Annotated in this window: 14 protein-coding genes; 8 read left to right on the forward strand and 6 right to left on the reverse strand. The window is 71.4% G+C overall.

The genetic code is table 11. From position 1 onward, the window contains the following. The first annotated feature begins 81 nt into the window (after positions 1-81). On the forward strand, positions 82-1,449 hold the full coding sequence (locus ACKUU6_RS11595; protein WP_407988414.1) for an L-serine ammonia-lyase: 1,368 nt from the start codon (positions 82-84) through the stop codon (positions 1,447-1,449). Positions 1,450-1,462: 13 nt separating this feature from the next. On the opposite strand, the gene ACKUU6_RS11600 is transcribed toward ACKUU6_RS11595, so the two are convergent. From ACKUU6_RS11600 to ACKUU6_RS11620, 5 genes are all read right to left on the reverse strand, one after another. Further along, on the reverse strand, positions 1,463-1,993 hold the full coding sequence (locus tag ACKUU6_RS11600) for an NADPH-dependent FMN reductase (protein WP_407988415.1): 531 nt from the start codon (positions 1,991-1,993) through the stop codon (positions 1,463-1,465). A gap of 78 nt (positions 1,994-2,071) precedes the next feature. Continuing rightward, positions 2,072-2,575 (reverse strand): DinB family protein, encoded by a 504-nt coding sequence (locus tag ACKUU6_RS11605; RefSeq protein WP_407988416.1) that lies wholly within the window; start codon positions 2,573-2,575, stop codon positions 2,072-2,074. Positions 2,576-2,867: 292 nt separating this feature from the next. Then, positions 2,868-3,338: an ATP-binding protein gene (locus ACKUU6_RS11610; protein WP_407988417.1), complete on the reverse strand. Its 471-nt coding sequence runs from the start codon at positions 3,336-3,338 to the stop codon at positions 2,868-2,870. Between the two features lie 262 nt (positions 3,339-3,600). Beyond that, positions 3,601-4,896: a L,D-transpeptidase gene (locus tag ACKUU6_RS11615; RefSeq protein WP_407988418.1), complete on the reverse strand. Its 1,296-nt coding sequence runs from the start codon at positions 4,894-4,896 to the stop codon at positions 3,601-3,603. 209 nt (positions 4,897-5,105) lie between these two features. Further along, complete coding sequence (locus tag ACKUU6_RS11620) at positions 5,106-6,299, reverse strand: L,D-transpeptidase (protein WP_407988419.1); 1,194 nt, start codon at positions 6,297-6,299, stop codon at positions 5,106-5,108. A 232-nt stretch (positions 6,300-6,531) separates the two neighbouring features. On the opposite strand from ACKUU6_RS11620, the gene glgX reads away from it, so the two are divergent. The 3 genes from glgX to ACKUU6_RS11635 are packed head-to-tail and all read left to right on the forward strand — an operon-like array spanning position 6,532 to position 12,444. Next, entirely contained in the window at positions 6,532-8,757 is a 2,226-nt protein-coding gene (gene glgX / locus ACKUU6_RS11625; protein ID WP_407988420.1) for a glycogen debranching protein GlgX, read from the forward strand. Between the two features lie 43 nt (positions 8,758-8,800). After that, positions 8,801-10,618, forward strand: a complete 1,818-nt coding sequence (locus tag ACKUU6_RS11630) for an ABC transporter ATP-binding protein (protein WP_407988421.1) — start codon at positions 8,801-8,803, stop codon at positions 10,616-10,618. Continuing rightward, complete coding sequence (locus tag ACKUU6_RS11635) at positions 10,615-12,444, forward strand: ABC transporter ATP-binding protein (protein WP_407988422.1); 1,830 nt, start codon at positions 10,615-10,617, stop codon at positions 12,442-12,444. The genes ACKUU6_RS11630 and ACKUU6_RS11635 overlap by 4 nt, the downstream gene beginning before the upstream one ends. A gap of 127 nt (positions 12,445-12,571) precedes the next feature. Here the strand turns inward: ACKUU6_RS11635 and glgP are convergent, their stop codons facing one another. Further along, entirely contained in the window at positions 12,572-15,235 is a 2,664-nt protein-coding gene (gene glgP / locus ACKUU6_RS11640) for an alpha-glucan family phosphorylase (protein WP_407988423.1), read from the reverse strand. A gap of 807 nt (positions 15,236-16,042) precedes the next feature. Here glgP and ACKUU6_RS11645 point away from each other — a divergent pair. From ACKUU6_RS11645 to glgB, 4 genes are all read left to right on the forward strand, one after another. Continuing rightward, a complete protein-coding gene (locus tag ACKUU6_RS11645) occupies positions 16,043-17,998 on the forward strand; it encodes an alpha-1,4-glucan--maltose-1-phosphate maltosyltransferase (protein ID WP_407992099.1) in 1,956 nt (651 codons plus the stop codon). After that, positions 17,995-19,698 (forward strand): maltose alpha-D-glucosyltransferase, encoded by a 1,704-nt coding sequence (gene treS / locus ACKUU6_RS11650; RefSeq protein WP_407988424.1) that lies wholly within the window; start codon positions 17,995-17,997, stop codon positions 19,696-19,698. Before ACKUU6_RS11645 ends, treS begins: the two co-directional genes overlap by 4 nt. A 230-nt stretch (positions 19,699-19,928) precedes the next feature. Next, entirely contained in the window at positions 19,929-21,407 is a 1,479-nt protein-coding gene (locus ACKUU6_RS11655; RefSeq protein ID WP_407988425.1) for a maltokinase N-terminal cap-like domain-containing protein, read from the forward strand. A 28-nt stretch (positions 21,408-21,435) separates the two neighbouring features. Next, positions 21,436-23,820, forward strand: coding sequence for a 1,4-alpha-glucan branching protein GlgB (glgB, locus tag ACKUU6_RS11660; protein WP_407988426.1), 2,385 nt, complete (start codon positions 21,436-21,438; stop codon positions 23,818-23,820). The last annotated feature ends 109 nt before the right edge of the window (positions 23,821-23,929 follow it).

Raw genomic sequence — 23,929 nt, forward strand, 5'->3', positions numbered from 1 at the left:
TCCCATGCCCGGCGTTGCGCGTCCGTCCACCCGACGGAGTGCCACCCTCCACTCCACGAGACCAGACAAGGACGTCACCCCGTGGCCATCAGCGTCTTCGACCTCTTCTCCATCGGCATCGGCCCCTCCAGTTCGCACACCGTGGGACCGATGCGCGCGGCGCGGATGTTCGCCCGCCGCCTGAAGTCCGAGAGCCTGCTGGCCCGGACCACCGGCATCCGGGCCGAGCTGTTCGGCTCCCTCGGCGCCACCGGCCACGGCCACGGCACCCCGAAGGCCGTCCTGCTCGGCCTGGAGGGCAACTCCCCCCGCACGGTCGACGTCGACCAGGCGGACCTGGACGTGGACCGGATCAAGGCCGAGAAGCGGATCCACCTGCTCGGGGTCCAGGACATCGCCTTCGACCCCGACACCCAGCTGGTCCTGCACCGCCGCAAGTCGCTGCCGTACCACGCCAACGGCATGACCCTGTGGGCCTTCGACGCCGAGGGCGCCGAGCTGCTGTGCAAGACCTACTACTCCGTCGGCGGCGGCTTCGTGGTCGACGAGGACGCGATCGGCGCCGACCGGGTGGTCCCCGACGACACCGCGCTGCGCTACCCCTTCCGCACCGGCGAGGAGCTGCTCCGGCTCACCCGGGAGACCGGCCTCTCCATCTCCGGGCTGATGCTGGAGAACGAGAAGGCCTGGCGCACCGAGGCGGAGATCAGGACCGGGCTGCTGGAGATCTGGCGGGTCATGCAGGAGTGCGTCGCGGCCGGCATGAGCCGCGAGGGCATCCTGCCGGGCGGTCTGAAGGTCCGTCGGCGGGCGGCCTCCGGCGCCCGCGCCATGCGCGCCGAGGGCATCAGCCCGGCCAACGCGATGGAGTGGGTCACCCTCTACGCGATGGCCGTGAACGAGGAGAACGCCTCCGGCCAGCGGGTGGTCACCGCCCCCACCAACGGCGCGGCCGGCATCATCCCCGCCGTCCTGCACTACTTCACGAACTTCATCCCCGGCGCGGACGAGGACGGCATCGTCCGCTTCCTGCTCGCGGCCGGTGCGATCGGCATGCTCTTCAAGGAGAACGCCTCCATCTCCGGCGCCGAGGTCGGCTGCCAGGGCGAGGTCGGCTCCGCCTGCTCGATGGCGGCCGGCGGTCTCGCCGAGGTCCTCGGCGGCAGCCCCGAACAGGTCGAGAACGCCGCCGAGATCGGCATCGAGCACAACCTCGGCCTCACCTGCGACCCGGTCGGCGGCCTGGTCCAGATCCCCTGCATCGAACGCAACGGCATGGCCTCCGTCAAGGCCGTCACCGCCGCCCGGATGGCCCTCCGGGGCGACGGCCGCCACCACGTCTCCCTCGACAAGGCCATCAAGACCATGAAGGAGACCGGCGCCGACATGAAGGTCAAGTACAAGGAGACCTCGCGCGGCGGCCTCGCGGTCAACGTCATCGAGTGCTGACGACCTGACGGGTTCAGTCCGCCAGCAGCGCCCGCAGCACCTCGGCGATCCGGTCCCGGGTGGCCGGATCGGTGATCAGGCCGTCGGTGTCGCGGGCGCCGGGCGGGACCGGGATGGTGGCGCAGGCCGGCTCGGCGACGGCCGCGCCGGTGTATCCGAGGACCGAGGCGAGGGTGGCGGCGGCGCCGGTGCCGCGGCCGGGGGCGGCGGCGGTGATCCAGGCGGCGGGCTTGTCACTGATCTCGACGCCGCCGACGGTCCAGTCCAGCAGGTTCTTGAAGGAGCCGGGGAGGGTGCCCGCATACTCGGGGGCGGAGATCAGCAGGGCGTCGGCTGCGGCTATCGCGGCCCGTAGCTCGGCCACCGGCGCGGGCAGCGGGTCGGTGTCGTGGTCGGGGTTGAAGTGCGGCAGACCGGCCAGCCCTTCGTAGAACGTGGTGGTCACGCCCTCGGGGGCCAGCGCGGCGGCGGTCCGCAGCACCGCCTCGTTGGAGGACCCGGCCCGCAGGCTTCCGCTCAGCAACAGCACGTGGCGCGTCGTCATGCGGACAACTTACCGGCCTGCCGCCGTACGGGAGTTGGAGCCCGCTAAAGCTTCCGACCCCGTCGGCGGCGACGGCCGTCAGGAGCCGGTGGTGCCGTCCGCGAGCTCGCGGAGCAGGTCGAGGTGGCCGTTGTGGCGGGCGGTCTCCTCGATCAGGTGCAGGATGATCCAGCGTAGGTTGATCTGCCGCCCGTCCCGGACGGTCCGCTGCGCGACGGTGTCCAGGTCGGTGGCGGCGACCAGTTCGCGGTAGCGGTCGGTCGCGGTCCGGTAGTCGTCCAGGAGCTCCGCCAGCGGCAGGTCCACGGCGATCCGCATCTCGCGGTCCGGGTCCTCGTCGGTCCACGGTCCCTCGTCCTCCCCGCCGAGGAAGACCACGTCGAACCAGTAGTGCTCGACCCAGCGCAGGTGGCTGATCAGCCCGGCCATGGTCATCAGCGGGGAGCCTGGCAGCGGGGCCCTGCGGGCGTCGTCGAGGGCCAGGTTCTCGCACTTGGCGAGTGCGGTGGCGCGGGTGTAGTCGAGGAAGGTGGCGAGCGAGGTGCGCTCGTCGAGGCTGGGCGGCAGATCGGTTCGGGTCATGATCCGGAATGATGGCCGCCGACGGCCAGGCTGTCGACCGGAATAATCAAAGGCCAGGATGCGAATCCATACGATTAGTCCAGGTGAAGTAGGTTACAGACCTTTCAATCGATTTTGCCCACATGCTGAGACCGTGCGATAGTCGAGACATCGAGAGCTGCGGCCGCCCCGACCCGGTCGGCCGTCCGCACCGCGTGGCACGCACCCCCTTGGCTTGCGCGGTGACCTGCAGGGGCCCCCACACCGCACCACGGTGACCGGGGGCCCCGCACTGTTTTCCGGAGCGCCCGGATCAGACCGGTGCCCGCTCCCGAACCTTGAGCTCGAACCAGACACCCTTGCCGCGCGGCAGCAGATCCGCGCCCCAGCGCTCCGAGATGGTGCTGATCAGCAGCATGCCGTACCCGGTCTCGTTGCCCGGCTCGGCCAGGATCAGGCAGGGCAGCGCTCGGGAGGAGTCACGGACCTCGACCCGGAGCCAGCCGGGGCGGCGGGTCAGGCGGAGGCCGACGGTGCGACCGCCGGTGTGCCGGACGGCGTTGGCCATCAGCTCGCCGGTGAGGAGTTCACCCGCCTCGAGTAACTGGTGCATCCGCCAGCCCTGGAGCACCGAGAGCACCATCCGGCGGGCCACGCCGACGAGTTCGGGCCGGGACGGGAGGAAGACCTCCTGCTCCGCCGCCACCTGTGCGCAGAGCCGGCCGAAGCACTCCCGCTCGACCTCCTGCGGGCTGAGTCGTTCCAGAGTCTCCAGGGCGAGCACCCCACCTTCCGACGGGTCGTCAGCGGCCGGACCGGCCTCCCCAGGTGATGCCCACTCTGCTTCGCCCCATCCCGCCATGGGCCAATCATTGCGGAACGCAAGCGGCCGCGTACGGACAATGACCAAACGATCACTATTCGTTTGGCATATGCCATCAGCATCCCGAACGCGGTCCGAACAGGAGCTCGTACAACAGCTCGGCCCGGGCGCCACAAGGGCGTCCGGGCCGAACGGTTGATCAGGAGTCAGCCCTCCGGAGGGCCTACCACGCGCTCCACGGCAGCGTCCAACCGCTCAGACCGTTGTCGGGCGAGACCGTCTTGCCCTTGGAGTTCTGGATCTTCACCACGTCACCCACGATCGAGTCGGCGAAGTACTTCCCTGCGGTCGAGGCGTCGTCGCCGCCCTTGGTGTCGGCCATCGAGACGCAGCCGTGGCTGGCGTTGGACTTGCCGAAGGCGTTGCCCCAGTAGTTACCGTGCACGTAGGTGCCGCTCGCGGTCAGCCGCATCGCGTGCGGGACGTCCGAGATGTCGTACTCGGAGCCCTGGATGTTGGAGACGGTGGCCGAGTTCATCCGGGTCACCTTCTCCTTGCTGGAGATGACCATGGTGCCGTTCCAGGACGGGTTCTGGTCGTCGCCCGCGGTGATCGGGATGGTCTTGACCGCACCGTCCCGGGTGACCGTCATCTGGTGGGTGGCCGCGTCCGCGACGCTGATCTGCGAGCGGCCGATGGTGAACGGCTCGTCGCGGTCCACGTCGCCGTAGACGCCGGGCGACACCTCGACGTTCTTCAGGCGGTACTTGATGGTGACCTTGGTGCCGGACTTCCAGTAGCTCTCCGGCCGGAAGTCCAGCCGCTGGGGGCTGAACCAGTGCCCCTTCACCACGGTGTGGTTGCTGTCCTCGAAGGTGATGCCCTTGAGCACCGCGTCCTTGTTCTTGACCGGCTTGCCGAAGCTGACCGACACGATCATGCCGACGCCGTACGTGCCGTTGTCGGTGATGTTGTCGTTGACCGAGGCCGTCTTCGCCGGGGTGAGGGTGGTGAAGCTGCTGGTCGAGGCGGCCACCAGGCCCGCGGCGTCCTTGGCCTGGGCGCTCACCTTGTAGACCATGCCGACCGTGAGCGGCGCGCTGGGCTTCCAGCTGAGGCCGTCGGCCGTGATCGCACCGGCCACCGGCTTGCCGTTCTTGTCGGTCACCTCGACGGCGGTGAGCGTGCCACCGGCCACCGCGACGTTCAGGGCGTCGTTCGGGTTGACGTCCTCGGCGCCGTCCTTCGGCGTCACGGTCAGCACGGCGGCCGAGTTCTTCGGCGCGGAGGGGCTGGCGGCCGCGGAGGCCGCACCGTCCCCGCCGGCCGCACTGGCCGCGCCGGTCCCGGCCGCGCCCTTGGCCTTGTCGTCCGAGCCGGAGCCCGAGCAGCCGGCGGTGAGCAGCAGCACGCTCCCCATCACGAGTGCGACTCCGGCCAGCCGGGCGCGCTTGGCACGGCGCTCGGCCGCGCCCTGGGTCCTGACTATCGCGGCATCGGCCGCCTGTACCGGCTTCACTCGGTCTGCTCCCCTCCGGGTATCCACGCTCAGTACACGTTCCGGCGCCGGTTTCAGTTTCACGAAGGGCGGGGCCGTGCCGAGTTGTTATCTGCGGCCGCCCTCGCTCGGTGAGTCGGGGGACGGCACGGCAGGTCAGGATAACCGGCGGAGATTGGTGATCGTCGCGGGGGAGGCCGGTGCGAGGTCGGTGGGGGCCCGGTGGGGGCTCAGTGCAGGCTGAGCGCGCTGCCGCGCCGCCACTGCGCCCAGGTCAGGTTCCAGCCGTTCAGGCCGTTGTCCGGCGGCACCTGGTCACCGTCCCGCCCGTGCACCTCGATCACGTCCCCGACCATGGAGTGTTCGAAGAACCAGCCCGCCGGGGAGGAGTCCGAGCCGCCCTTCTCGTCGGCCAGGCCGAGGCAGCCGTGGCTGGTGTTGGCGGTGCCGAAGACCGAGCGGGCGGCCCAGTAGTTGCCGTGCACGAAGGTGCCCGAGGTGGTCAGCCGCATCGCGTGCGGCACGTCCTTGATGTCGTACTCGTCACCCAGGCCGACGGTCTGCGAGTCCATCCTGGTGACCGGGTACTTCTCCGAGATCACCATCGCGCCCAGGTAGGTGGAGAACTCCGGGCTGCCACCGGAGATCCGCAGCGTGCGCAGCACCCGACCGTCCTGCCGGACCGTCATGGTGTGCGCGTCCAGGTCGGCGGTGCTGACCATCGAGCGGCCGACCGTGAAGTGCACGTCCTTCGACTGGGTGCCGTAGTCGCCGGGGGCGCCCTGGACGTCCTTGAGCCGTAGCGCCAGGGTGACCTTCGTACCGGCCGCCCAGTACTTCTCGGGGCGCAGGTCGAGCCGTCGGTTGCCGAACCAGTGCGCGGCCACCGCCACCGGCGGGTCCGCGGTCACCGTGACGGCCCGCTCGACCGCGGCCCGGTCGGTGATCCCCCGGCTGAACCGGAGCGAGACCGGCATCCCGACCCCGACCGTGGAGCCGTCCTCCGGGGTGAAGAAGGCCGCGAAGGTGTGCTCGGGGGTCAGCGTGGCGAAGGCCGCGTGCTGGGCCGCCTTCAACCCGGCGGCGTCCTCGGCCACCGCGTCCAGCGTGTACGCGGTGGCCAGGGTGAGCCGCCCGTCGGGGGACCAGCTGCCGTCCGGGGCGATCTTCCCGGCCACCTCGCCGCCCTTGTCGTCGGCCAGCCGGACCGAGAGCAGCCTGCCCTGGGCCACCGTCACCTTCACCGGCCCCTCGGCCGGCACCTCCTGGGCCCCGTCCCCGGGGGTCGCGTTGATCACCGCCTTGGAGACGGCCGGGCTCGGGGCGGCGACCGCCTCGGAGCTGGGCGGGTCCTGCCGTTCACTGGAGCACCCGATGAGCAGGCAGAGCCCGACCAGCACCACGACCGCCACCCGGGAGCGCATCCCGTTCCTCCGTACGTACCTACCGCATCGTCAACAACCCTTCGGCATAACGATCCTGGGGCCGCTCGGACACGTGACGGCGAATCGGCACAGGAGCCGCCAGAAGTCACCGGGTCAGGACAGAATCGTTCACAGTCCGTCACGGCACGGTCCGTCACGTGACAGTCGTATCCGATCAGGGAACAAGAGCTACGCGGAACTCGGGACGTTCCGCGCTGGGAGGATGCGGCCGATGACGGTGTGGCAGCGACAGGAACAGGCGGAGCACGGCGCCATCGACCCGGCCGTGCCCTGGCCCGGCAGCTGGCAGCCGCTCGGCGCCCGGTACCGCACCGACCACAGCGGCGGCCACGGCACCAACTTCGCGCTCTGGGCTCCGGACGCCGAGTCGGTCGAGCTCTGCCTGTTCGCCGAGGACGGCACCGAGAGCAGGCACCCCCTCACCGAGCGGACCTTCCAGACCTGGCACGGCTACCTGCCCGGGGTCGGCCCCGGCACCAGGTACGGCTACCGGGTGCACGGCCGCTGGGACCCGTGGACCGGCGCCCGGTGGAATCCGGCCAAACTGCTGCTCGACCCCTACGCCCGCGCGGTGGACGGGACGTACACCGCCCACGACGCCACCTGCGCGGCGGTCCGGAACTGGCCGGAGCAGGAGGTCGCCGACACCGTCAGGGACAACCGGGACTCCGCCCCGTACGTGCCCAAGGCGGTGGTGGTGCACGACGACGACGACTGGTACGACGACCACCGCCCGAAGACCCCCTGGGCCGAGACCGTGCTGTACGAGCTGCACGTCCGCGGCTTCACCATGCGCCACCCCGGCGTCCCGCCCGAGCTGCGCGGCACCTACGCCGGGCTGGCCCACCCGGCCGCGATCGGGCACCTGGTGGACCTCGGCGTCACCGCGGTCGAGCTGCTGCCGGTCCACCAGTACGCCGACGAGGACCACCTCCAGGCCCGCGGCCTGACCAATCACTGGGGCTACAACACCCTCGCGTTCTTCGCCCCGCACGCCGGGTACTCCGCCTCGGGCAGCCGGGGGCGGCAGGTCGGCGAGTTCAAGCGGATGGTCCGGGCGCTGCACGCGGCCGGGATCGAGGTGATCCTCGACGTGGTCTACAACCACACCGCCGAGAGCGGCGTCATGGGCCCCTCGCTCAGCCTGCGCGGCATCGACAACGCCGGCTACTACCGGCTGGACCGCAGCCGTCGCGGCTACGCCGACTACACCGGCTGCGGCAACACCCTGGACACCCGGCAGCCGCACACCATCAAGCTGATCACCGACTCGCTCAGGTACTGGGTGGCCGAGATGGGCGTGGACGGCTTCCGCTTCGACCTGGCCGCCGCGCTGGCCCGCGGCTCCGACGGGATCGAGATGCACCACCCCTTCCTGGCCGCGGTCTCGCAGGACCCGCTGCTCAGCCGGGTGAAGCTGATCGCCGAGCCCTGGGACGTCGGCCCCGGCGGCTACCAGGTGGGCGGCTTCCCGCCGCTCTGGGCCGAGTGGAACGACAAGTACCGGGACACCGTCCGCGACTTCTGGCGCGGCGCCCGCCCGGACGTCCGGGAGCTCGGCTACCGGCTCTCCGGCTCCTCCGACCTGTACCAGCGCGGCGGCCGCCGACCGTACGCCTCGGTCAACTTCGTCACCGCGCACGACGGCTTCACTCTGCGCGACCTGGTCTCCTACAACCACAAGCACAACGAGGCCAACGGCGAGGACAACCGGGACGGCACCGGCGACAACCGGTCCTGGAACTGCGGGGCGGAGGGCGAGACCGACGACCCGGCGGTGAACGAGCTGCGCCGGCGCCAGCTCCGCAACCTGATGGCCACCCTGCTGCTCTCCACCGGCGTGCCGATGCTCACCGCCGGGGACGAGCTGGGCCGCACCCAGGGCGGCAACAACAACGCCTACTGCCAGGACAACGGCACCAGCTGGCTGGACTGGTCGCTGCTGGACGACCCCGAGTGGCGCCGGCTGTACGAGCTGACCGGCCGGCTGATCCGGCTGCGCCGCTCGCACCCGGTGCTGCGGCAGCGGGCCTTCTTCTCCGGCCGGGCGGCGGTGCCCGGCGGACAGAGCGACCTGGCCTGGTTCTCCGCCGCGGGCCGGGAGATGACCGAGGCCGACTGGTTCGCCCCGACCGCGGTGCTCGGCATGCTGCTCTCCGGCCGGGCGATGTCCGAGCGCGACGAACACGGCTGCCCGCTGACCGACGACAGCTTCCTGCTACTGCTCAACGCGGGCCACCAGCCGGTCGCCTTCACCCTTCCGGGCGCACCCTGGCCGAAGACCTACGAGACCCTGATCGACACCGCGGACCCGGCCCGCGACCCGTACACCGAGACCGACCCGGAGGGCAGCGTCACCCTGCCGGCCCGCTCACTGCGGCTGCTACGGGCCGTGGACGAACGACCGGGTGGCCGGATCTCACCGACAGGGGCGTAAAACCAGGTGAGAAATGTCGGGCCCTCCGCCTACCCTCTCGGCGATGGCCGAGAACCCGCAGCTGAGCGAAGCCGACAGCCCGTCACCTCCCGCACCCGGACCGCCGCGCCGGTCCACGGTGCGCTCACTGCTGCGCCTGTGGCCGTACGCCAGAATCGCCCGCTGGCGGATCGCCGGCTCGGTGACCGCGGCGCTGCTCGCCTCCGGCAGTGTGCTGCTGGTACCGCTGGTGCTGCGGGCGATCGTGGACGGCCCGATCGCCCACCACGACCTCGACGCGCTCTGGCGGCCGGCCGGGCTGCTCCTGCTGCTCGGCCTGGCCGAGGCCGGCCTCTTCGGCCTCCGCCGGGTGATCGTGGCCCGCCCGCTGGCCAAGGTGGAGAGCGCGATGCGCGGCGACCTCTACGCCAAGCTCCAACGGCTGCCGGTCTCCTTCCACGACCGCTGGCCGTCCGGGCAGCTGCTCTCCCGGGCCACCTCCGACATGTTCACCATGCGGCTCTTCCTGGCCTTCCCGCTGGTCTTCCTGATCGTCAACACGCTGGTCTTCCTGACCGGTACGGCGATGATGTTCGCGCTGGACTGGCGGCTCGGCCTGATCACCCTGCTGCCGGCCCTCCCGCTGGTGCTGCTCACCCGGCACTTCGAGCACCGGTACTCGGGAGCCGCCCGGCGCGCTCAGGACCAGACCGGCGACCTGGCCACCGTGATCGAGGAGTCGGTGCTCGGCATCCGCATCCTCAAGGCCTTCGGCCGGCACCGCACCATGGCCGAGCGGTTCAAGCGGCAGACCGCCGAGCTGCGCTCCACCGAGCTGCACAAGGCCGACATGCTGGCCAACCTCTGGGCGGTGATCGTCGGCCTGCCCGAGATCGCGCTCGGCCTCGCGCTCGCGGTCGGCGTGGTCCGGGTCGCCGACGGCGACCTCTCCACGGGCTCCCTGGTCGCCTTCCTCTCCACCGCGCTGGCGCTGCGCTGGCCGGTCGAGTCGCTCGGCTGGCTGCTCGCGTACGCCAACGAGGCGGCCACCGCCACCGACCGGTACTTCGAGGTGATGGACGAACCTGAGGACGCTCCGGCCACCACCACCCGCCCCCGCGTCGAGGACCGGGGCATCCGCTTCACCGGCGTCAGGTTCCGCTACCCCGACGCCCCCGCCGACACACCCGACCTGCTGGCCGGCATCGACCTGCACATCCGGCGCGGCGAGACGATGGCCCTGGTCGGCGCCACCGGCAGCGGCAAGACCACGCTGACCGCGCTGCTCCCCCGGCTGTACGAGACCACCGGCGGCAGCATCACGCTGGACGGCCGGGACCTCCGGTCGATCCCGCTGCCCCGGCTGCGCGAGCTGGTCAGCATCGCCTTCGAGGAGCCCACCCTGTTCTCCGCCTCGGTCCGGGAGAACGTCCTGATGGGCCGTCCGGAGGCGACCGAGCAGGAGCTCGCCACCGCGCTGGCCACCGCCCAGGCCGGCTTCGTCGAGCGGCTGCCCGAAGGCACCGGCACCCAGGTGGGCGAGCAGGGCCTGAGCCTGTCCGGCGGCCAGCGCCAGCGGCTGGCACTGGCCCGCGCGGTGGTCGGCCGCCCCGAGTTCCTGGTGCTGGACGACCCGCTCTCCGCGCTCGACGTGCACACCGAGGCGCTGGTCGAGCGGGCCCTGCGGCAGGTGCTCGCCGACACCACCGCGCTGGTGGTCGCCCACCGGCCGAGCACCGTCATGCTGGCCGACCGGGTCGCCGTCCTGGCCGAGGGCCGGATCGTCGCCGTCGGCACCCACCAGGAGCTGCTGCACGACTCCGCCGTCTACCGCGAGCTGATGACCGGTCAGACCGACACCGAACGGAGCCTGGTCCGATGACCGCCACCACCGTACAGAGCGCCCCGGTCGAGGAGGAGCTGCCGCACCCCGCCGAGGACGAGGACATCCCGGTCCCGGCCGGGGCCCCGCGCCGCCTGCTCGGCGAGCTGCTCGGCCCGCACCGCCGCCGGATCGTGGTCGCGATGCTGGTCATCCTGGTCCAGCAGGCCGCCCTGCAGTCCGGCCCGCTGCTGGTCGCCGTCGCGATGGACCGGGGCATCCCGGCGCTGCGCGAGCACGACGCGGGTCCGCTGGTCGCGGTGGTCGCCGCCTACCTCGGCTTCGCCGCGCTCTCCACCGTGCTGCAACGCGCCTTCATCCGGCTGAGCGGCCGGATCAACCAGGACATCCTGCTCACCCTGCGCGGCCGGATCTTCCGGCACGCCCAGCGACTCAGCCTGGACTTCCACGAGCGCTACACCTCCGGCCGGATCATCTCCCGCGCCACCAGCGACGTGGACGCGCTGCGCGAGCTGCTCGCCGAGGGCCTCCAGGAGCTGCTGACGGTCTGTCTGTCGGTCTTCTACATCTCCATCGTGCTGCTGGTGATGGACTGGCGGCTCGGGCTGGCCGCGCTGGTCTCGTTCCTGCCGATGTACCTGAGCGTCAGGTCGTTCCGGCGCCGCTCGCTCAAGGTCTACCGGCGGTCCAGGACGGCGGTCGCCTCGGTGATCGTCCGGTTCACCGAGACCATGAACGGCATCCGCCCGGTCCAGGCGTTCCGCCGGGAGGCCGCCAACGAGGCCGCCTTCGGCACCGTCAACCAGCAGTCCGCCGCCGCCACCGCCGACGGCCTGCTGGAGATGGCCCGCTACGTCGGCACCTCCCGGGCGATCGCCAACACCTGGATCACCGCCGTGGTGGTGCTCGGCGCCGTGCTGGTCACCGACGGCAGCCTGGAGCTCGGCGCACTCACCGCCTTCGTGCTCTACCTGCGCCGCCTGTACGACCCGATCGACCAGCTGGCGATGTTCCTGAACAGCTACCAGTCGGCCGCCGCCGCCCTGGAGAAGATCGCCGGTCTGCTGGCCCACGAGCCGACCGTCGCCGAGCCCACCGCACCGGCCGAGCTGCCGAAGGCGCGGATCAAGGGCCGCGAGGTGGTCTTCGACCGGGTCCGGTTCGCCTACCGCACCGGAAAGGAGGTGCTGCCGAGCTTCGACCTGACGCTGGCCGCCGGGCAGACCACCGCCGTGGTCGGCGCCACCGGCGCGGGCAAGTCCACCCTGGCCAAGCTGCTCGCCCGGTTCTACGACCCGACCGAGGGCACCGTCCGGCTGGACGGCGTGGACCTCCGCACACTGCCCACCGACGAGCTCAGGCGCGGCGTGGTGATGGTGACCCAGGAGTCCTTCCTGTTCTCCGGCACCGTCGCCGAGAACATCGCCATCGGCCGCCCCGGCGCCACCCGCGCCGAGGTGGAACAGGCCGCCCGGGAGATCGGCGCGTACGAGTTCATCGCCGCGCTGCCGGACGGCTTCGACACCGACGTCCGCAAGCGCGGCGGCCGGATCTCGGCCGGGCAGCGCCAGCTGGTCGCCTTCGCCCGCGCACTGCTCGCCGACCCGGCGGTGCTGATCCTGGACGAGGCCACCTCCTCGCTGGACGTCCCCGGCGAGCAGGCCGTCCAGCACGCCATGCGCACCGTGCTGGCCGGCCGGACGGCGGTGATCATCGCCCACCGGCTCTCCACCGTGGAGATCGCCGACCGGGTCCTGGTGATGGACCAGGGCCGGATCGTCGAGGACGGCACCCCTGTCGACCTGATCTCCGGCCGGGGCCACTTCGCCGACCTGCACCAGGCCTGGCGGGACAGCCTGGTCTGACCGGCCGTCGGGCCCGGCCGCCCTGACCGGCCGTCAGGCCGGCGCCGGCGGGATCCGGGACATGACTGATCCCCCGTTCGTCGTCGCTCGGACGACGGACGGGGGATCAGTCCTTCCCGCAAGGGCTCTACCGCAGCACGCCGGTGTCCATCCCCGCCGTCTCCGCAGGTAGCGCCGCCAGGCCCAGCTCGGCCGGGGAGGCCAGCAGGTGGTGCGAGGGCAGCACCCGGACGGTGTAGCCGAAGGGGCCCGTCCTGCAGAGCTCGAGCGAACCCTCGTAGCGGTGCCTGCCGTCCAGATCGGGACCCCCCGCCGGCTTGAGGGCGAGGGCCACCGCGTCGGAGATCGCGTCGCTCTCGTCCACCCGGCCCGAGACCACCTGGACGTCGACGTCGCCGGGCTCCAGCGCCCCGAGCGAGACCTGCACCCGCAGGGTCAGGGTCGAGCCCAGCTCCTGCGCCTCGGCCAGCCCCTCGGTCTCCACGTGCTCGACCCGGACGGCCGGCCAGCCCTCCCTGATCCGCGCCTTCCAGGCGGCCAGCGAGCGGGCCCCGAGGTACCCGGATCCGGCCAGCTCGCGCTGGGCCAGCGCCGCCGGAGCGTACAGCCGCTCGACGTACTCCCGGACCATCCGACCGGCCAGCACCTTGGGCCCCAGGGTGACCAGGGTGTGCCGGACCATCGCGATCCAGGCGTGCGGCAGCCCGTCCGCGGCCCGGTCGTAGAACCGGGCGGCGACCTGGTGCTCGATCAGGTCGTAGAGCGCGGCCGATTCGATGTCGTCCCGCCGCTCGGCCTCCGGGCTCTCCGGATCCAGGGTGGCGGAGATGCCGTCCGCGGTCGGAATCGCCCAGCCGTTCCGGCCGTCGTACCACTCGTCCCACCAGCCGTCCAGGACGGACAGGTTGAGGCAGCCGTTCAGCGCGGCCTTCATCCCGGAGGTGCCGCAGGCCTCCAGCGGGCGGAGCGGGTTGTTCAGCCAGACGTCGCACCCGGGGTAGAGGTGCTTGGCCATCGCCATGTCGTAGTCCGGCAGGAAGACGATCCGGTGGCGGATCTCCGGGTCGTCGGCGAACCTGACCAGCTGCTGGATCAGCCGCTTGCCGCCGTCGTCCGCCGGGTGCGCTTTGCCCGCCACCACGATCTGCACCGGGCGGGTCGGGTGCAGCAGCAGCGAACGCAGCCGGACCGCGTCACGGAGCATCAGGGTGAGCCGCTTGTACGAGGGCACCCGGCGGGCGAAGCCGATGGTCAGCACGTCCGGGTCGAGCACCGAGTCGGCCCAGCCCAGCTCGGCGTCCCCCGCACCGCGCTGGTGCCAGGACGCGCGCAGCCGCCGCCTGGCCTCCTCCACCAGCTGACTGCGCAGCGCCCGCCGGAGCTCCCAGATCTCGCTGTTGCCGATCCGCTCCAGGCCGGTCCAGCGGCGGGCCTCCCCTGCCGCCATGGCGTCCTCGGCCTGCTCCTGGCCGAGCACTCCGGCGGCCAGCCGGACCACTGCGGGGTCGATCCAGGTCGGCGCGTGCACGCCGTTGGTGATCGAGGTGATCGGCACCTCGGCGGCGTCGAAGCCCGGCCAGAGGCCGCTGAACATGCCCCGGCTGACCTCGCCGTGCAGGGTGGAGACGCCGTTGGCCCGCTGGGCCAGCCGCAGGCCCATCGCGGCCATGTTGAACAGCTTGGGATCGCCGCCCCGCCAGCTCTCCGCGCCGAGCGCGAGCACCTGGTCGACCGGGACCCCGGGGAGCGCGGCGTCCCCGCTGAAGTGACGGGCCACCAGCTCCCGGTCGAAGCGGTCGATCCCGGCCGGTACGGGCGTGTGGGTGGTGAACAGCGTCCCGGCCCGGACCGCCTCCAGCGCGGCGGCGAAGTCGAGGCCCTCGCCGACCAGCTCGCTGATCCGCTCCACGCCGAGGAACCCGGCGTGGCCCTCGTTGGTGTGGAAGACCTCGGGGGCGGGGTGCCCGGTCAGCCGGCCGTACGTCCGGACCGCCCGGACGCCGCCGATGCCGAGCAGCATCTCCTGGAGCAGCCGGTGTTCGCTGCCGCCGCCGTACAGCCGGTCGGTCACCTCGCGCTCGGCGGCCGTGTTGGGTTCGATGTCGGAGTCGAGCAGCAGCAGCGGGACGCGCCCGACCTGGGCCTTCCAGATCTGCGCGACCAGGGTGCGGCCGGCCGGCAGCGCCAGGTCGACCCGGCAGGGAGTGCCGTCCGGCTCGCGGAGCAGGCTGACGGCCAACTCGTCCGGGTCGAGCAGCGGGTAGCGCTCCTGCTGCCAGCCATCCCTGGAGAGCGACTGCCGGAAGTAGCCGTGCCGGTAGAACAGGCCGACGCCGACCAGCGGCACGCCGAGGTCGCTGGCGGCCTTCAGGTGGTCGCCGGCCAGGATGCCGAGCCCGCCGGAGTACTGCGGCAGTGCGGCGGCGATGCCGTACTCGGGCGAGAAGTAGGCGATCGCCGCGGGCAGCGGGCCTGAGCCGTCGCCGGGTGACGGCGCGCCCTGGTACCAGCGGGGGCCCGCCAGGTAGTCGCGCAGTTCGTCGGAGAGGTCGCCGAGTCGGCGTAGGAAGCGTCGGTCGGTCGCGAGCGCGGCCAGCCGGGCGGCCGGTACCTCGCCGAGCAGCCGGACCGGGTCCTCGCCGACCGCCGACCAGACCTCCGGATCGACGGAGCGGAACAGCTCCCTCGTCTCGGGATGCCAGGACCAGCGGAGGTTGAGCGCGAGCTCGTGCAACGGCTGGAGTTGTTCGGGCAGGACGGTGCGCACGGTGAATCTGCGGATTGCCTTCACGGCGTGCAGCCTAGACCCCGGAATAGGGCTGACGGACCGTCAACTGGGGTGTCGGCCACCCTTTTGGAGCATTGGTGAGATCGCAATCGGCGCACTCCATGACACGGGGGGCGCGCGAGGGCGCATTCGGGTGAGAGCACGCGCCCACCGGGGATGAACAGTCAGGAACGGGAGTGTTTCCACTGTCCGATTCACCACTCACTACCGTCCGAAATCGCTCCGTTACCGAGTCGTAGGTCTTGCCGCCGGTGTCAGGATGGACAAAGGTCGGTGGTGCGACGGGGAGTGTGATCCGGGTGGCGCCTCCCCCACCGCCTCACGTCCGCAACCCTTCACGCCGACGATCCCTCAACTTCGTTTAGTCCATTCGGTCTCCGTGTACCGCTGAGGCGTGCCCTGACCCCGCCCCCGGTCGTTTGCCGGTTCGGGTTGGGTCGCTATCAGGAGCGCGCCCGGGTGTTCGCGCGCCGGGACGCACGCGAGCAGGTTGACGGGCGCCGGTCCTTCCTCACCCATGCAGTCCCCCGGCACTCCCACGACCCCGCACCGGTCGGCGGGAGCCGCCGCCGATCTCGGGCAGGAGAGTCAGGCATGCACGGCGACACGCGGGACCAGGCGACCACGGCCACCGGTGGACTTGAGCCATCGTCAGAACCCGAGGCGCCGCTGCCGGCTCCCCGGGCGGCCCGAAAGGCGGCCGCCCCGCCGAAGGCCGCCGCCCCCCGGAAGGCCGCCGCCGCCCGCAGGACCCCCGCGAAGAAGACCCCCGCGAAGACCGCCGCCCGCAAGACGACAGAGAGCGACACCGTGATCGGCCGCATCCCCGTCCTGGACGTCTCCCCGCTGATCGACGCCGGCCGCCGCCCGGCGAAGGCCGTGGTCGGGGAACGCTTCCGGGTCACCGCCACCGTCTTCCGCGAGGGCCATGAGGCGGTCAACGCCAACCTGGTGCTCCGCGACCCGCGCGGCCGGAGCGGCCCGTGGACCCCGATGCGCGAGCTGGAGCCGGGCACCGACCGCTGGGGCGCGTACGTCACGCCGACCGCGCCGGGCCGTTGGTCCTACCTGGTGGAGGCCTGGGGCGACCCGGTGGCCACCTGGCGCAAGGCCGCCGCCGTCAAACTGCCGGCCGGGATCGACACCGCGCTGGTGCTGGAGGAGGGCGCGGCGCTGCTGGAGCGGGCCGCCGCCGGAGTGCCGAAGAAGGACGGCCGGGCGTACGTCCTGGAGGCCGTGGACGCGCTGCGCGACCCGGGCCTGCCCCCGCTCAGCCGGCTCGCCGCCGCACTGGCCCCCGAGGTGACCGAGGCGTTGGCCCGCTACCCGCTGCGCGAACTGGTCAGCTCCTCCCGGCCACTGCCGCTCCAGGTGGACCGTCAGCGGGCGCTGTTCGGTTCCTGGTACGAGTTCTTCCCCCGCTCCGAGGGCGCCGTGGTCGACCCGGACGGGAACCAGCCACCCGTCTCCGGCACCTTCCGCACCGCCGCCGAACGCCTGCCCGCCGTCGCCGCGATGGGCTTCGACGTCCTCTACCTCCCCCCGATCCACCCCATCGGCCGAGCCTTCCGCAAGGGCCCCGACAACACCCTGACCGCCGGCCCTCACGACGTCGGTTCCCCCTGGGCCATCGGCTCCCCCGAGGGCGGCCACGACGCCGTCCACCCCGACCTCGGCACCATCGAGGACTTCGACCACTTCGTCAGCGAAGCCACCGCCCTCGGCATCGAGATCGCCCTCGACTTCGCCCTCCAGTGCTCCCCCGACCACCCCTGGCTCAACAAACACCCGGAATGGTTCACCCACCGCCCCGACGGAACCATCGCGTACGCCGAGAACCCTCCCAAGAAGTACCAGGACATCCACCCCGTCAACTTCGACCAGGACCTCGACGGCCTCGTCAAGGAGACCCTCCGCATCCTCCGTCACTGGATGGCCCACGGCGTACGCATCTTCCGGGTCGACAACCCCCACACCAAGCCGGTCGTCTTCTGGGAGAAGGTGCTCGGCGACATCGCCCGTACCGACCCCGACGTGCTCTTCCTCGCCGAGGCCTTCACCCGCCCCGCGATGATGCACACCCTCGGCAAGATCGGCTTCCACCAGTCCTACACCTACTTCACCTGGCGCGAGACCAAGGCCGAGCTGGTCGAGTACCTCACCGAGCTGAGCGGCGACGCCGCCGCCTACATGCGGCCCAACTTCTTCGCCAACACCCCCGACATCCTCCCCAGGCACCTCGCCGGCGCCGGGCCCGCCGCCTTCGCCCTCCGCGCCGTCCTCGCCGCCACCCTCGCCCCGAGCTGGGGCATCTACGCCGGCTACGAGCTGTACGAGAACGAGCCCACCGCGCCCGGCACCGAGGAGTACGCCCGCTCGGAGAAGTACGAGCTGCGCCCCCGAGACTGGAGCCGCAGCGACACCCTCGCGCCACTCATCACCGTCCTGAACCGGCTGCGCCGCCGCCACCCCGCGCTCCAGCAGCTCCGCGACCTCACCTTCCACCCCACCGACAACGAGCACGTCCTGGCCTACTCCAAGACCGCCACCACCGAGGACGGCCTCAGCGATCACGTGATCACCGTGGTCAACCTCGACCCCCGGAACCCGCAGGAGACCACCGTCACCCTGCCGTGGGACGGGCCGCTACAGGTCCACGACGAGCTCACCGGAGCGTCCTGGACCTGGCACCGCCACAACTACGTCCGGCTCGATCCCACCACCGGGCCGGCCCACCTCCTCACGGTTCGGAGGAACCCTCAGTGACAGTCAACGATCCCGTGCCCGACACCTTCGCCGAGACCTCGCCGGGGAAGCTCGACCCGGAGTGGTTCAAGCGGGCCGTGTTCTACGAGGTGCTGGTGCGCTCCTTCCAGGACAGCAACGGGGACGGGGTGGGTGACCTCAAGGGCCTCACCTCGAAGTTGGACTACCTGCAGTGGCTGGGTGTGGACTGCCTCTGGCTGCCGCCGTTCTTCGCCTCGCCGCTGCGGGACGGCGGGTACGACGTGGCGGACTACAAGTCGGTGCTGCCGGAGTTCGGCGACCTGGCGGACTTCGTGGAGTTCACCGACGCCGCGCACAAGCGGGGCATGCGGGTGGTGATCGACTTCGTGATGAACCACACCAGCGACCAGCACCCGTGGTTCCAGGAGTCCCGCCGCGACCCGGACGGGCCGTACGGCGACTTCTACATGTGGGCCGACGACGACAAGCAGTACCCGGACGCCCGGATCATTTTCGTCGACACCGAGACCAGCAACTGGACGTACGACCCGGTCCGAAAGCAGTACTACTGGCACCGGTTCTTCTCCCACCAGCCCGACCTGAACTACGACAACCCCCGGGTCCAGGAGGAGATGATCGCGGGGCTGCGGTTCTGGCTGGACCTGGGCATCGACGGGTTCCGGCTGGACGCGGTGCCGTACCTGTTCGCCCGCGAGGGGACCAACTGCGAGAACCTGCCGGAGACCCACGAGTTCCTCCGCCGGGTCCGCAAGGAGATCGACGCGGACTACCCGGACACCGTGCTGCTGGCCGAGGCCAACCAGTGGCCCGAGGACGTGGTCGACTACTTCGGTGATTTCGCCTCCGGCGGCGACGAGTGCCACATGGCGTTCCACTTCCCGGTGATGCCGCGGATCTTCATGGCGGTCCGCCGGGAATCCCGTTATCCGGTCTCCGAGATCCTGGCCAAGACGCCGACCATTCCCGGCAATTGCCAGTGGGGTATCTTCCTCCGCAACCACGACGAGCTGACCCTCGAAATGGTCACCGACGAGGAACGCGACTACATGTACGCGGAGTACGCCAAGGATCCCCGGATGCGGGCCAACGTCGGCATCCGCCGCCGGCTGGCGCCGCTGCTGGAGAACGACCGGAACCAGATCGAGCTGTTCACGGCCCTGCTGCTGTCGCTGCCGGGCTCACCGGTCCTCTACTACGGGGACGAGATCGGCATGGGCGACAACATCTGGCTGGGCGACCGGGACGGTGTCCGGACGCCGATGCAGTGGACGCCCGACCGCAACGCGGGTTTCTCCTCCGCCGACCCGGGCAGGCTCAGTCTGCCGCCCATCATGGACCCGGTGTACGGCTATCAGGTGACCAACGTCGAGGCGCAGCAGAGCAGTTCGAGTTCACTGCTGCACTGGACGCGTCGCATGATCGAGATCCGCAAGCTCAATCCGGCCTTCGGCCTCGGCAGCTACACCGAGCTGCCCTCCAGCAACCCCGCAGTGCTGGCCTTCGTGCGCGAACACGAGGGCGACCTGGTCATGTGCGTCAACAACTTCTCGCGCTTCGCACAGCCGACCGAGTTGGATCTGCGGCGGTACGGGGGACGCTATCCGGTGGAGCTGATCGGCGGCGTCCGATTCCCGTCGATCGGCGAGTGGCCGTACCTGTTGACGCTGGCCGGGCACGGTTTCTACTGGTTCCAATTGCGCAATCCTCACAAGCAGTGAAGTAACGATCAGTCAGTTCACTTCTCTCGGGGGCGCGAGGAGAAATTCACGCGCCCCCGAGCGCCCTCTGCACCACCGCGTACGGAGAACAGCCCAACGGCCACCCACACTAAGGCGTGACACCCGAGCCCGTCTCGCGTGCCGTCGCCGTCGCGCCGCCGAAATCCGGAAGACTGACGGGCCCGGCCAGACCCGTCGGGCACACGGCCCGCTTCCGGGGAAAGGGAGTCATGTCCGAAACCTCCCGTTCTCAAGCCCATCTGCGCCATGACGCCCCGAGACCGCTCGGGGCACGTGACGCGGGGGCTCGGAGGACCACCGTCGGGGTCAGCGAGCTGGTCCAGGCCGCGCTGCCGCTGATCACCGGCTGGCTGCCGAGCCAGCGCTGGTACGCGGGCAAGGGCCGCGCGATCACCAGGATCACCCCGATGGTCGGAACTCCGCTCCAGGTCGGCGACCCGGCCCTGCTGCACCTGCTGCTCCAGGTGGAGTACGCGGGCGACGGCGGCTCGTCCCAGCGTGACATCTACCAGCTGCTGCTCGGCATCCGCTCGCAGGAGCCGACCGGGATCGGCCCGGGCGCCGTGCTCGGGCGGCTCAACGGCGGGCCGTACGACGGCGCGGCGCTCTACGACGGGGTGCACGACCCGGAGCTGACCGGCCGTCTGCTGGAGCACCTGGCCACCGGTGACCGCTTCGGCGCGCTGTCGTTCCGCCGTACGCCGGGCCCCGGGCTGCCGGGCAACCTGCCGGGCCGGGCCTCCACCGCCGAGCAGTCCAACAGCTCGGTGATCTACGGGACGGCCTTCATCCTCAAGCTGTTCCGCCGGATCAGCCCGGGCACCAACCCCGACCTGGAGCTGTCGCTGGCGCTCTCCCGGGCCGGGTCGACCCGGATCCCCCGGGTGGCCGCCTGGTTCGAGAGCCGGATGGAGGGCGCCGAACCGGCCACCCTCGGTCTGCTCCAGCGCTACCTGCCGGACGCGGAGGACGGTTGGGAACTGGCGCTCGACCAGGTCGGGCGCCTGAAGGGCGACCCGTCCCCCGGCAACTTCGCGATCGAGGCGCACCGGCTCGGACGCGCCACCGCCGAGGTGCACCGGGTGCTCGCCAGGACCATGCCGGTGGCCCGGCTGGACCGGACCCAGATCCACCAGCTGGCCGCCGGGATGACCGAGCGGCTGGACCACGCGATCGTCGCCGTCCCCGGTCTGGCCAGGTACCGCACCGCGCTGCGGGCCGCGTTCCAGGCCCTGACGGCCGATCACCTGGAGGGCCTGCCGGTCCAGCGGATCCACGGCGACCTGCACCTCGGGCAGGCCATGCGCACCCCGCACGGCTGGGTGCTGCTGGACTTCGAGGGCGAGCCGGCCAAACCGCTGGCCGAGCGCAGACTCCCGCAGCCCGCCCTGCGGGACGTCGCGGCGATGCTCCGCTCCTTCGACTACGCCGCCGCCCACCTGCTGGCCGGCAGCCCCTCCGATCCGGAACTGGCCCACCTGGCCGCCTCCTGGGCGGGGCGCAACCGGACGGCGTACTGCGCCGGGTACGCCGCGGGCGGCGGCATGGAGCCGTCCTCGGCGCCCGAGCTGATGCGGGCGCTGGAGATCGACAAGGCGGTCTACGAGGTGGTCTACGAAGCCCGGCACCGGCCGAGCTGGCTCCCCATCCCGCTGGCCGCGATCAACCGCCTGGCCCTGACCCTCTGACCCACCCACTCCGCAGGAGGACCCCGCCGTGACCCCGCTCGGCCCGAAGCGCGACCGCAGCACGCCCGTGCCCGCCACCTTCCTGCCCGAGCGGCCGGGCAAGCCCGGCCGGCGTCGCGCCGAAGCGGCCCCGGCGACGGCACCCCGCCCCGACCGGTCGGAGCGGACCGGATCGGGACGCCGGGGCCGTGTGCCCGAGCCGGGGCCGCACGCCGCGCTCAGGCTGCCGGAGGCGACCCTGCCGCCCGGCGAGATCGACCGGCTGCTCTCCGGCGAGCACCACGACCCGCACGGCCTGCTCGGCGCGCACCTGACCTCCGAGGGCGTCTCGATCCGGGTGCTGCGACCGTTCGCCGAGCGGGTGGTGGTGCTCACCGAGCAGGGTCCGGTGGAGCTGACCCACCTTCAGTCCGGCCTGTTCACCGGCTTGTTGCCCGCCGCCGCCGCGATCCCGGCGTACCAGCTGCGGGTGACCTACGCCGGGGTGGAGCACGTCCAGCAGGACGGCTACCGGCTGCCGCCCACCCTCGGCGAGCTGGACCTGCACCTGATCGCCGAGGGCCGGCACGAGCAGCTCTGGCAGGCGCTCGGCTCGCACCTGCGCACCGTCGAGGGCATCTCGGGCACCGCCTTCGCGGTCTGGGCGCCGAACGCCGCCGGGGTCCGGCTGATCGGTGACTTCAACCACTGGGACGGCGCCGGCCACCCGATGCGCTCGCTCGGCTCCTCCGGCGTCTGGGAGCTCTTCGTCCCCGGTCTCGGGGCGGGCAGCCGGTACAAGTACGAGATCCACACCCGGCAGGGCTGGGTGCTCAAGAAGGCCGACCCGCTGGCCCGGGCCACCCAGTGCCCGCCGGAGACCGCCTCGGTGGTCACAGAGTCGGCGTACGAGTGGGGTGACGCGGACTGGCTGGCCCGCCGGGCCCGTACCGTGCACCACAGGGCGCCGATGTCGGTGTACGAGCTGCACCTGGCCTCCTGGCGGCCCGACCTCACCTCGTACCGCGCCATCGCCGACGAACTCCCGGCGTATCTCAAGGAGTTGAACTTCACCCACGTGGAGTTCATGCCGGTGATGGAGCACCCGTTCGGCGGCTCCTGGGGCTACCAGGTGTCCGGCTTCTACGCCCCGACCGCCAGGCTCGGCAGCCCGGACGACTTCCGCTTCCTGGTCGACACCCTGCACCAGCACGGCATCGGCGTGATCGTCGACTGGGTGCCCGCGCACTTCCCCAAGGACGACTTCGCCCTGGCCCGCTTCGACGGCGAACCGCTCTACGAGCCCGCCGACCCGCTGCGCGCCGAGCACCCGGACTGGGGCACGCTGGAGTTCGACTACGGCCGCACCGAGGTCCGCAACTTCCTGGTCGCCAACGCGGTCTACTGGTGCGAGGAGTTCCACATCGACGGCCTGCGGGTCGACGCCGTCGCCTCGATGCTCTACCTCGACTACTCCCGCGAGGGCGGTGAGTGGTCGCCGAACCAGTACGGCGGCCGGGAGAACCTGGACGCCGCCTCCTTCCTCCAGGAGATGAACGCCACCGTCTACCGCCGCTGCCCCGGCGTGGTCACCATCGCCGAGGAGTCCACCGCCTGGGCGGGCGTCACCCGGCCGACCGACACCGGCGGGCTGGGCTTCGGCCTCAAGTGGAACATGGGCTGGATGCACGACTCGCTGGTCTACATGTCCAAGGAGCCGGTGCACCGCAAGCACCACCACAACGAGATCACCTTCTCCATGGTCTACGCGTACTCGGAGAACTACGTGCTGCCCATCTCGCACGACGAGGTGGTGCACGGCAAGCAGTCGCTGGTCTCCAAGATGCCCGGCGACTGGTGGCAGCAGCGGTCCAACCACCGTGCCTACCTGGGCTTCATGTGGGCCCACCCGGGCAAGCAACTCCTTTTCATGGGACAGGAGTTCGCCCAGGGCGCGGAGTGGGACCACGAGCAGGGCCCGCAGTGGTGGGTACTCGGCGAGGACTGGCCGGCCGCCGATGAGCACCGGGGGGTGCAGCGCCTGGTCGCCGACCTGAACGGTCGCTACCTGGCCACCCCGGCGCTCTGGGAGCAGGACACCACCCCGGACGGCTTCCGCTGGCTGGACGGCGGCGCGGCCGACGACAACGTTCTCTCCTTCGTCCGGTTCGCCGCCGACGGCAGCCCGCTGGTGGCGGTCTGCAACTTCTCCCCCGTGGTCCGGCACGGCTTCCGGGTCGGGCTGCCCGCCCTGGACACCCCGGACCAGCTCTGGGAGGAGACGCTGAACACCGACGCCACCGAGTACGGCGGCAGCGGCGTCACCAACTCGCACCCGATCAAGGCCGACCCCACCCCCTGGAACGACCAGCCGCGCAGCGCCGAACTGGTGCTGCCGCCCCTGGCCACCGTCTGGCTCCGCCCGGCGAACTGACCGCCCGTCCGTCCCCGGCGGCCGACCCGTCGGGGATGTCCGCCCCGCGTTCCCACCGGCAGGGCGGGCATGCGGGCGGCCGTTCGCGGTGCGAATGTATGGTCGAGGT

Origin of the sequence: Kitasatospora sp. CMC57 (assembly GCF_045866025.2) — a bacterium.
GTDB lineage: Bacteria > Actinomycetota > Actinomycetes > Streptomycetales > Streptomycetaceae > Kitasatospora.